The sequence below is a fragment of the Prevotella pallens ATCC 700821 genome, assembly GCF_000220255.1.
Taxonomy (GTDB): domain Bacteria; phylum Bacteroidota; class Bacteroidia; order Bacteroidales; family Bacteroidaceae; genus Prevotella; species Prevotella pallens.
This window is the reverse complement of record NZ_GL982513.1, coordinates 1503956-1513138: the sequence shown is the minus strand read 5'-3', so window position 1 is coordinate 1513138 and position 9183 is coordinate 1503956. Positions and strand designations below refer to the sequence as shown.

Genomic DNA, 9183 nt, shown 5'->3' with positions numbered 1-9183 from the left:
ATTTTTTTTCTTAAAAGCATTCAATTCTGCACTATAATATTTCTTTTTAGGGATTTCCCTATTGTAAAGTAGAGATATTGTGATCCATTCGTTTGTTGTATTGTGTTAATTTTGCGGTATTAATAAGAATAAGATATAAGAGACTATTGATTATGAGACAGATTACAAAATTCTTGATGGTACTTGCACTTATTGCTCTCCCTATGGGTTTTACAAGTTGCGATACAGAAGACGATTATTATCCTCCTTATAGTAGCCTTGTAACGGAAGCTGTTCAAAACTATTGGCGTGCATATCCCGGTGGTACAGACTATTATACTACGAGAGAATGGTTTTTGTACTATTACCCGATGGCTACAGCTGCTGAACTTGCAGACTTTATGGATGCTGTAAATTATGATTATGTGGATAATTATAATCCATCAAACAATGATCCTTTATTAAATGAAGTTCAGATGCTTTCTGGAGAATGGGCTGGAAACATGACTATTGCTTTTGATGAAAATGGACAACGACTTTCACAAACTTTCCATGCTAATATGAAGTTTTTCCAATATGAAAGTTCAAAGAATTCACTGTCGGGACATGGAACAGAGGTTGATACTGCAAACGATGGATCAACTCAGACGTTAGACTTTTCTTGGTACATAGATAAAAATGGTGATATTTATATTAAATATACTAAGTCTGGGACAATATTTAGAATGGATGCTAAATCAAACCAGAAGGGATTCCATCTTGGGTATGAATCTCAGAAGGGTTATGATACATTCTATGGTTATGGGGTTAGCACAAACACAACCGACGAATTCTATATTGATTTAGCTCGACAAGCTACTAACAATGCAAAGGCAAAGATATTGAAAGCTTATACTACGACTAATAATATAGGAAACTATGTCTTTGGTAATGCTACACGTAATTATAATTCGTTAAATTCAGCAAAGGCTATAGATGGCTTACGAGTGAGATAAGAAAGTTTCTCATAGCATATTTACAAAGTCTCTTTTAGTTTTTCTAAATGAGACTTTGTAATTTATCAGCGTATACCATCGCTAATATTATTGAATAGGTGATAGGTGGAGATTTATAAGCTACATCTACTAGTTATTTATCTTTCATACAGAAAATCTTAAATATTTAGAAAAGGCGGCTAAATGTAGTTACTTTTGTCTTAGATATCTATCATTTTTGTTTTAGATATCTGTCATACAAGTCTTAGATATCTATCAGTTGCAAATTAGATATCATAACAAACTATAACCTATGTTTTGTATCGCTATACATAAATAAATGTTCATTCATATTCATCTAGGTGAAGATTCTAAATGATGTAAGAATTAAGGATTCTGATGCCAATCACATCAACAATATAACAATAGTCCTTAGATGCTACAAAACATCTAAGGACTATTTGTTTATTATAAAAGGTGGTAAATTGTTGAATATTACAGAGAATATAAATGTACACAAACGCACCTTCTTTTGTTATAGTATTTGGCTTCTATTATCGATTTAGAATGTCGTTACAATTTGCCGGCTTCTCCTAAATAGCTATCTTTAAAGCCTAAGAAATAAAGAACACCATCAAGACCGATTGTACTAATATTTTGTTCAGCATTCTCTCTTACACGTGGCTTTGCGTGGAATGCAATTCCTAATCCTGCTTCTGCAAGCATTGGTAAGTCGTTAGCTCCATCGCCCACAGCAATAGTTTGCTCTAAGTTTACCTTTTCTACCTGTGCTATAAGCTTTAGTAGTTCAGCCTTTCTGCGTCCATCTACTATATCGCCTACAAAGTTTCCTGTTAGTTTATTGTTTTCGTCTATTTCTAATTCGTTGGCATAGACATAATCAATATTATACCTTCGTTGCAAAAATTCACCAAAGAATGTGAATCCTCCACTAAGAATAGCGATTTTATAACCACAGTTCTTTAAAACCATCATTAAGCGATCTACCCCTTCGGTAATAGGGAAGTTTTCTGCGATATCTTGCATAACACTCGCATCAAGTCCTTTAAGGAGTGCAACACGTTCTTTAAAACTTTCTTTAAAGTCTATTTCTCCACGCATCGCACGTTCTGTAATCTTCTTTACTTCGTCGCCTACTCCTGCTCTTTTAGCCAGCTCGTCAATACATTCTGTTTGAATAAGGGTAGAATCCATATCGAAACATATAAGACGACGCATACGTCTATACATATTGTCTTTCTGCAAAGAGAAGTCGATGCCTTGTTCCTGGCTCATTTTCATTAAATCAGCTTGCATCTGAACATAATCGTTTGGTGTTCCACGAAGAGAAAACTCTATACAAGCACGAACGTTATGACTTTCTCTCTTTATGCTTTGGCGACCAGTAAGACGCACAATAGAGTCGATATTCATACCTTGAACAGCAATTACTCTTGTAGTAGCTTCTATATTCTCTGCAGAAAGTGAACGCCCTATAATAGTTAAGATATATCTGTTTTTCCCTTGTTGGTTTACCCAATTTTCGTATTCATCGTCTGTAATAGGAGAGAAGCCAATGTTTACTCCCAATTCGGTAGCTTTAAAAAGCAAATCTTTCATAACCTTACCCGAATTGTCTTCGTTTGTTCGTATAAGAATTCCAAGAGAGAGTGTGGCATGGATATCTGCCTGACCAATATCAAGAATACGTGCATCGTACTTTGCCAATATTCCCATTATCGATGCTGTGAGTCCAGGTCTATCTTGTCCTGTAACTCGAACTAAAATTTGTTCTTCCTGAATGTTTTCTTTACTTTTCATAATTGATATATTTTATATAGGAACTGGTACTGGCTTAAAATTCATCTCATTTTATTAAGCACTTATCTACCTCATTTTCATAGATAACTTACCATCTATTGTTATTTTAATAGCGATAACATAGCTTGTTGAGGCGTCAGGAATGCCAATAATAGCATCAAAATATAATGCTTTAGCATCGGAATGATTAAATTCGAATCTGCGTAGAATACTTTTATCCAAAAAAGTTTTATCAATAATCGATGCAAATTCCTGCTTTCTAAAGTCATGTGTGTAGACTAGTTTCTTTTGATTTGAGATTACCACTGAAGCAACATTATCAAGATAAGCATTGTCTACTTCTATTCCACTTTCATTATAGGTAGACTTTATCACTTTATCTGATGTTGTCTCAACTGATATTTTTATATTGAAATAGCCTAAGTCTGTTCGCACCACCGTATCAGATGCTATATGCTGAAATGTATTCATAGCATATACATGATAGCTGAATGATTCTCTAAGATTTTTATCTCCACTCTTAACAAGACGCACTTCTTCGCCATTATTATTAATAAAGGAAAATAAGTTCTCCGATTGCTTTTTTATTTTATATCCATTCTTACTTTGACCTTTTAGGTAAAAAGAATCTTTATATATCCAAAAGCGTACAGGTATGCTACCAGAATCTGGAAAAAATACACTATCACCTTTTGCCAATAAAGCAGGCTCGCCATTGTCATCAGATACCCAAAGGCCTTGGAAAAGTTCTTTTGCTTTTACATCTTCAACAACAGAGTCTCCTTGCTTTGTTTTATTAAAACAACCTACGAAAAACAAAGAAAGGAAGAATAAGCAGAAACTAATATGTTTCATTAGCGTTTTGTTAACTTTTAAAAGAGGTCTATTTTATTCCAAGCAACAGCTCGATTTAAATCTTTATCGGAAATAACAATATCTTTTATATCAATAGGCCAGTCTATTCCTACTGTTTCGTCATTCCAACGAAGACTTACTTCGCTTTGTGGTGCATAAAGATTGTCTACTTTATAAGTGAATATTGCTTCATCTGATAATACAAGAAATCCATGTGCAAAACCACGTGGAATAAAGAACTGGCGTTTATTCTCTTCCGATAATTCTACCATTGCATATTTACCAAGTGTAGGAGAATCTTTTCGTAAGTCTACAGCCACATCAAGTACTTTCCCTTTTAATACACGTACTAGTTTAGCTTGTGAATATTCACCTCTTTGATAATGGAGTCCACGAAGTACACCAAAACTCGATTTTGATTCATTGTCTTGAATAAATTCTACATGATATCCAATATGTTCATCAAAATCTGCTTGTTTCCAAACCTCGTAAAAGTAACCACGATTGTCGTTAAACACTTTTGGCTCTATAATCCAAACACCTTCAATATTGGTCTTCTTATATTCCATATAGTTCTTATAATAGTTTTTTGTATTGCAAAGTTACGAAAAGATATTGGATTGTTAGCATAACATTTGTTTATTAACGTTTTCTTGTTTCAATAAAAAATCGGTTTGATATTCAATAAGAGAAATCAAACCGATTTAATTTTATGAGTTAAACATTGAAGTTTTTAATACTTCTCTGTTCCTCTACCTCGTAAACACGGGTACCATCTATTCTTATTTATTTTACAATAACTTTATGTATTTTATTTCCTTGTTTTACAATATAGAGTCCTGCAGGGAGTATTGATATATTATTCCCAACCCGAACACCTGATGTAGTATATATAGATGTAGTCTTTTCAGTAGAGTTTTCTAATGAAATATTATTTATTGCGGTTGGTGTAATAGATGCAACATTAGATGGACTAGAGTTGCCTACATTATATAATGTAATCACATAATAATTATCGCTATCCGTTCCGTCTGTATCAAATGCTGTAACTTCATTTGCATTATTATTGTTAGCAATAAGTTTATTATTGCGATAAATATTGTAGCCAATAATCTGTAATGGAGCACTTTCGTATGTAATATCGTCTATTAGAAGACCTGCTGGTTCAAATCCATAAGAAGATTGTGGTACTGTTGATGTATGAACAATAGCAAAGTATTTTGTACCTTCAGGCAAATTTACGGAAATCTTCTTCCAATTAATATTGTCTGCAGCATTATCTGTGTATATCTTCTTGAAGTCATTAACATCTTTACCACTTGTAGAATAAGCCACATAAAAATCTTCTGGTCCGTAATTTGCATAATCGCATTGTGGTGCTTTTGTGAAGAAACTTATTGTTTGTGCCTTACCTGAAAGCTCTGGAGATATAATCCAATCGTTATTTCCACTTGTTGCATCGCCTACATTTCCAAAGCTCATCATTGATTGTGCACTATTATGACCATTAAAACGCTCTTTAAACATCTGGGTTGTTGCATCGTCCATTCCATGTGTGGTGCCATCACAGTTGAATACAGTGTATGCAAAAGGAAGTCCATTGCCTGGGAATGTAATTCCACCAAAAGTATTTGTGCGACATTTATCAGCATCGTAAAGTGTCCATGGATTTATTTCATCAATAAGGAATGGTGCATAGGTTTCAAAACTTTCTGTAATAACACAGTTCTCTACTACAGGAGCCGTCCATTCAAGTTTAACCTTATCAGCATTTTTACTTGCTTTAAGATTGTTTATTGCAGGATATGGAGCAGTAACAACTTTAATTGTTTTCTTCTCTGAAATATTATTAGCTTGATTTTCATCAGCTGCCCAATCTGATTCAGCCCAAACCTGGAACTCTTTATTATCGAAAGGAACAACATAATGGAATGTATATTCCTGAGTTTCTCCTGGAGCTATTGTTCCACTTTCTGTAGCTATTTCCGTACCATTATTTGAGTGGAGTTTAACTTGGAAGCCTTCTGCGTCTTTTAAACCTATATTGCGAACATGAACAACAATTTCTGCTTGTTCACCACCTTGTGCATGAAGAGGAGTGTTGATGTTTGTTATAACATTATAATTAATTGCATCGTTAACATTAACGTCATCTACTATAATATTTTCTCCATCAGAGATAGCGTGAATGAGAACACGGCCATAACCATTTTCTTTTTTGAAAGCAGCATCGGCACAATCTACATTCACAGTACGCCAACCTACATTTCCTGTTAATGTAGAATAATCTATTTCTGAAGCAAGTTTCCTGTATTGGCCATTTACATCTAAGTATACTTGTAGTTTACTCTTACTACCAGGATAGGCATAGAATTGGAATGAAAGGCGTGGATTTTTAGCTTTACCTAAATCCATCTTTGGTCCTACTATTGTAGCTGCATCGCCAGCTCTTTCTGGTGTGAATAATAACGAACCTTCATCATCATCTGCAGATATATCTCTAGAGATTTTGAAATGTTTCTTTGTATCATTATAGCTAGCGCTCCATGGACCTTTTTCCCAAGTTCCATAAGGCCATGATTCATGGAAAGGAAAATCGTATGGTGTTCCATAGAAAAATGGGTCTGCAAAACCGCCATCACCAATATGTTCTGTATCTGTATATGCTACTATTTGGTAGAATTTGCTACCTTGTGTTCCATTTGTAGGGATATCTTTAATTGTAACCTCAGTTCCAGTAATATCTTCTACAATAGGAGTTTCGTAGATACCCTCAAAAATACCGTACTTAATAGTAGTAGGATCTATGTAACCGCCATTAGCTCCGACTTTTACAGGGTCCCATTTTAATGTAATTGTCCCATTAAGATTATCGTATGCAATTACATTCTTAACTTTACCAGGCACAAGTTCGCTACCAACATAAATTTTCGCTTCAGCTTTGGCACTCTTTAAATCGCCAACATAAGTGTATACTTCGTATGAATGTTGCCCAATAGCTACATTATTATCAGTCCATTCTATACTCTGTCCAATACCGGGATTATCTATTTTATAAATAGGTGTTACAGAACCATCACGATATATTGTAGCAGAAGTAATAGAAGTTAAGTCTCGTCCCATTATATCTTTTGTTGGAGTTGTGAATGAAACTTTAACCATTTGTTCACCATTTTGCCCTGTTTCTAACTTTAGGTCTGAAATAGCAATTGGCGTTCCAGAAGTTTCAGCCGCTTCTTCAACTTTTACTGGTCGCATAATAATATATCCAGGTCTATCGCTTACAGCATGGAACCCTATACGATAATCGCCTGTCTCTGTAGGTGTGAATGTTGTTTTTATAGTTGTAGGTGTTCCGAAGGCTGTTCCCGAAATTGGTGTAGTTGGAACTATCTCGTTATATGTTGTAGGATCGTCGCCAGTACCATAAGCTATATTCATTCTTTGGCCAGTTCCAGAATGTCCTCCCACAACTGCTCCTGCTTCAAGTGCATAAGTTTGTCCAGCTATTAAATGTAAAGGTGGCGATACAAGCCAATCGTCTGCATTTACTGTTGCATTTGCTCCATTATATGCTGGAGCTCCTGCATCTAAATCCTCCCATGTATAGTTGTCGTTATTTTTATCTTCTACTGTCCAAATTTTCTTTTTTAGAATTACTTTGGTGTTTGCCCAATTTTCTTTATATGGTTTACCTTTTGTTACAGTAGTTGGTTCTGCTGTTGATGCTGTTTGGGCTATACTTGTAAGAGGACATCCTGCTAATGTAAATATACCTCCAAGAATTAAAGCATAAATTCTTTTCTTCATAAGATATGTTTTATGTTGTTTAATTAATTGTTATCTATATACTTTTGCGGTATATGTTCAATTACTTATTGAATTGTTTTTTACCATTCTTAATAATAATACCTTTATAGTCTTTTCCTACACGTTGTCCTGCAATATTGTAATTAGGACCTTCTTTTATTGTATTAGATGAATGAACATTATTAATTGCAGCAGTAACATCTCCTTGTACAACTGTAATAGGTTTATCTGATACTACGCCTTTACCATGAATTAAAATATCACATTTACGTCCGGCTACATTAGAAGGAAGTGGATCACAAGTAAATTTAATTACAGTTAAACCATATTCGCGATAACTTTCTTCATCTATAGTGTAACTCTTTATCCAACTATCTATTCCAGACAATGTATATTCTTCTTTTTTATTGTCATCGTACCACATTCCATTTAACTGCGCAACAGCACCAGGAAAAACAAGTCCTTGCGTACATGTGGTTTGTCCTTCTGTTCCTTCATTATTCATCAAAACAAGCCCATAATTATAAGAAGTTTCAATGCCTGCATCTACATATCCATTGGCATAATCGAATTTTGCAGAGAATGTAACACTTAGTGCTATATTATTATCGGCATAAATGTTTGCAGCTTTATTTTTGCCATCTTTAGTTTTTATTAGGCAAAGTGCTGGACTTAATACCTTATTATAATAAGGTATTCCTGCACCAGATAGTCCCATATCTACACCTGGTTGGTCGAAACCACGCACAATAACAGCAAATTCTTTATCTATTAAGAATCCTTTTCCTTCATGTGTAAATACAGCAGCAAACTTATTATAACTTTTTCCATTAGCATCAGTAATAGGATCGTTCACCTCTATATCAGCAGATGTACACTTTAGTTCGGCTATTGTTTCACTTCCTGGTTTCTTTTTTCCCTGTGCATCTGTTTCTACATTGGTAATGAGCATTGTTAATTCTGTCCCATTTGGTAATGGCTTGCTACTTTTAGATATAATTGGTAGAAAAACATCTTCTACCCAAAGTGGTGCTACTGGTTTTTCTAAAATTTGTTGTACGCCACGTGACGTATATTCTCCGTTCGAAATAGTACCAGAACCGAAAAGATATCCATTATCCATTCCTCCAAGATAGAAGTTATTAACTTTATCGTCGGTGAATTGTAAAGGACGGATATGGGAATCCATAGCTGATGAGGTTCCACTTTTTATTCTTGGATACCAATACATTACTGCAGGGAGGTCGTAGTCTAATGGTCCCCAATGTGGATTTTCCTCTGAAAGTGTAAAACTATCTGTTTCACAAACAATAGTGGGAAGAGCATCGGCTCCATTAAATCTAGTAATAATATTGAAACTACCATCGTTGTCGGTTGAGAATAAATTACTAGTTTTTCCTGTTCTATCGAATGTTCTACAATTTCCATTCATATCGTAAACATTCTGATGCCAAAAATATTTTGTATTTTCTGGTACAACAGGCACAAATTTTGTTTTGCTATAGCCAGGAACATAAAGATAACTTGTACCTGCCATTTTACCATTTTTAGGTGTAACTTCAAAAGGAACGCCTTCAGGTTTGAGATAGTAAATACTTTTTTTAGTTTCCTTTGCAGGTGCGGTTAATCGGGCACAAACTGCATTGTTCTGTGCGAAAACACTACTGACAATTGCCATTGTTAATGCACTGGAAAATAATCTTTTAATCATAAGCTATTAAAATTAAAAATTAAGTTAATATTA

At 34.5% G+C, this 9183-nt stretch carries 6 protein-coding genes; 1 reads left to right on the top strand and 5 read right to left on the bottom strand.

Annotated elements, in window-relative coordinates; translation table 11 throughout:
* The first annotated feature begins 152 nt into the window (after positions 1–152).
* Positions 153–974 carry a hypothetical protein gene (locus HMPREF9144_RS05845; RefSeq protein ID WP_006044989.1) on the top strand — a complete coding sequence of 274 codons (822 nt, stop codon included), beginning with the start codon at positions 153–155 and terminating at the stop codon, positions 972–974.
* Positions 975–1526: 552 nt separating this feature from the next.
* On the opposite strand, the gene serB is transcribed toward HMPREF9144_RS05845, so the two are convergent.
* The 5 genes from serB to HMPREF9144_RS05820 all read right to left on the bottom strand — a co-directional run bounded on the left by serB (position 1527) and on the right by HMPREF9144_RS05820 (position 9150).
* On the bottom strand, positions 1527–2774 hold the full coding sequence (gene serB, locus HMPREF9144_RS05840; RefSeq protein WP_006044988.1) for a phosphoserine phosphatase SerB: 1248 nt from the start codon (positions 2772–2774) through the stop codon (positions 1527–1529).
* Between the two features lie 66 nt (positions 2775–2840).
* Positions 2841–3629 carry a DUF4738 domain-containing protein gene (locus HMPREF9144_RS05835; RefSeq protein WP_006044987.1) on the bottom strand — a complete coding sequence of 263 codons (789 nt, stop codon included), beginning with the start codon at positions 3627–3629 and terminating at the stop codon, positions 2841–2843.
* 17 nt (positions 3630–3646) lie between these two features.
* Entirely contained in the window at positions 3647–4198 is a 552-nt protein-coding gene (gene rfbC / locus HMPREF9144_RS05830; RefSeq protein ID WP_006044986.1) for a dTDP-4-dehydrorhamnose 3,5-epimerase, read from the bottom strand.
* A gap of 217 nt (positions 4199–4415) precedes the next feature.
* Complete coding sequence (locus HMPREF9144_RS05825) at positions 4416–7439, bottom strand: choice-of-anchor J domain-containing protein (protein WP_006044985.1); 3024 nt, start codon at positions 7437–7439, stop codon at positions 4416–4418.
* A gap of 61 nt (positions 7440–7500) precedes the next feature.
* Positions 7501–9150 carry a hypothetical protein gene (locus tag HMPREF9144_RS05820; protein ID WP_249031171.1) on the bottom strand — a complete coding sequence of 550 codons (1650 nt, stop codon included), beginning with the start codon at positions 9148–9150 and terminating at the stop codon, positions 7501–7503.
* Positions 9151–9183 lie beyond the last annotated feature (33 nt).